The following is a 2,069-nucleotide window of genomic DNA, read 5'->3' as shown; positions in this document are numbered from 1 at the left end:
CTCGTCGAATTGATTGTTTTTTGATCATTTGGCGAGTTTAAAAGTTGCGCTAGGTGGTATGCCGGGGAAATACATGGCTACTTCAGACCATCCTTAGCCATACTGGTGTGCTGTACTCAAAGAATTCGTTTACGATCACTCACAAAGGCTTCAACCTTAAGTGTGATTTGTATTGTTTCGGCGTCAAATATATCGTTGATCTTGATTGCCTTTTTTTTGCCATACTTAGTTGCTAGTAGCTCAGTGGCGTGTTTAACGTCTGGGCTTTCCAAAAGCTTTGCCTTAGGATATTTTTTCATTTCGTGTAGTTTGCCAATCCGCATATCTACTTGCGCTTCAGCAGCCTCACACATTAAAAAGCCGAGTTTTTCATACATGCCTACTAGGCTCGGAAAACAACAAAGAGCAATATCTGTATAATTTGACTTTAAGTAATCAATCATTAAAGTCATGAGCCCTTGTTTTCTGTATTTGGAATCAACGCACACATAATTAAGGCCGCACGCGGTGCATGAGTCGTTAGCGCGAGTGAAGGTCAAAAATGCGATTGCCTTTGAATTTACGTCACTAATAAGGATAAGTTCGCAGTCAAGTTGTTTGCCAGAGTGTGCAGTTATCTGCTGTTCTAGATCAGCTAACATCCAAGCGCTGGCAAGACCGAACATCGGATGGTTAGGCTTAACAGGCCGGTTCATAAGTTCAGCGCTGTTGCGCTGTGCTAATCGCAAAATATCGTTTTTTTGGGATTGTTTTAGGGTTGTAAGATCGTGAATGTGCAAAATGTTCATGGACTGTCCTTAGTGTTTCCGCAAGTATATTACTTTGACTGACGAATATTCCACTGATCTCCAAATTTTGAATTTGGCATTTCGATGTCATACCTATGCTGGTTGGAATAGCTTGCACGACATCTGCGCCAGGGCCGGTACGGGCAAAGTTGAGGCGGCCACAGTCTTTGAAAGCTATCTGGGTCCTGAAACCCGCAAGGCTACGCAAGGAATCAGCGTCTGCTCCTACGTCAGTCTCATCCTTTCCGTTGGTAATGAGGATCGCCTGGATCGTCTGAGACCCATCAACCGCAACGGTGTATTGCAGAGTACTCTCGTGCGTTTTGGGGTGCCACTGACCCGCTTTTTCGCCGCATCTTGTTGTAAATCGCAACCAAGCAATGAGAACGCGACAGCGACGAAAAATAGTTGCCACATAAAAGGTGCTACCCTAAAAATCTGCTCACATGCCGCAAAGCGTCGAGCAAAAGCTACGGAAGTTAAGTAAGGGCTACTGAAATTCCGAATTAGAATAATGCGAATTGATGTCCGTTAATTTGCTTGGTCGTTGGCAATGGCTTGATACATTCATCTGATATATGTACTGAATCCCGTTGTGAATTGCTTCGTTCTTGAGTGTTCCCTAGTTTATAATTCCAACCTCCTAGAATATGCGCAGGGGTGTACCACAACTCACGCTCTTCCATCATTAGCGTATTGCCGAGGATTACGATTGCAGGAATATGCAGAATGCTGAGTTGAAGATAGGTCATATGAACTGCTCGTGAATCTAAATCCTGTGCAACTACATGAAGGGCGCTTTGGAAGCTTACTCCCTTGCTGGTTAATGCGTCGGCGAAGGCAATAGGCATGGCTCCCGCGCCACATGCGGGTTCAGCTACAGTTATAAAACCCCGCTCCTGCAGTCGTTCATGTAGATCTTTACCGTCGCCTATAAGTTGTGTGGCCATTATTTGACAGACAGGGTAGGGGGTAAAGAACTGCCCTCTTGAGCTATTACCGAGTTCCAACTCACCGAATACTCGGCCCAGTACATCATCAGGGCCATACTCCATTGCCATGGTTAGTTCCGCGAGCATTTGGGGAAACCGGTGCAACTCATTCGGTTCATACTTCTTAATAAGGCTCAGATAGCGGTTTTCACGCTCATTACGGTGCGCCAGGTCCACGCTGTTGCTCATCGCTAAGGAATCTCCGAACAAGTTTTCAAATGTGCTGAAATACGCCTGACCACCTGATCCGAGCCGCCTATGAGCCAGATGAGCTTTTCCGATTTCGAAT

Annotated in this window: 3 protein-coding genes; 1 reads left to right on the top strand and 2 read right to left on the bottom strand. The window is 45.5% G+C overall.

Annotated elements, in window-relative coordinates; all coding sequences use genetic code 11:
* Positions 1-116: 116 nt before the first annotated feature.
* Positions 117-788, bottom strand: coding sequence for a GNAT family N-acetyltransferase (locus tag AO268_RS03775; RefSeq protein ID WP_076965296.1), 672 nt, complete (start codon positions 786-788; stop codon positions 117-119).
* 34 nt (positions 789-822) lie between these two features.
* On the opposite strand from AO268_RS03775, the gene AO268_RS32640 reads away from it, so the two are divergent.
* Positions 823-1,275 (top strand): hypothetical protein, encoded by a 453-nt coding sequence (locus AO268_RS32640; protein ID WP_154220724.1) that lies wholly within the window; start codon positions 823-825, stop codon positions 1,273-1,275.
* A 19-nt stretch (positions 1,276-1,294) separates the two neighbouring features.
* Here the strand turns inward: AO268_RS32640 and AO268_RS03765 are convergent, their stop codons facing one another.
* A complete protein-coding gene (locus AO268_RS03765) occupies positions 1,295-2,062 on the bottom strand; it encodes an N-6 DNA methylase (RefSeq protein ID WP_257154335.1) in 768 nt (255 codons plus the stop codon).
* Positions 2,063-2,069 lie beyond the last annotated feature (7 nt).

Source organism: Pseudomonas sp. ICMP 8385, assembly GCF_002699915.1.
GTDB lineage: Bacteria > Pseudomonadota > Gammaproteobacteria > Pseudomonadales > Pseudomonadaceae > Aquipseudomonas > Aquipseudomonas gessardii.
This window is presented reverse-complemented; position numbering and strand designations above follow the sequence as displayed.

What these genes read in the sequence shown, in the direction of transcription:
- AO268_RS03775 (WP_076965296.1), bottom strand. Translation starts at nt 788, where the DNA reads ATGAACATTTTGCACATTCACGATCTTACAACCCTAAAACAATCCCAA.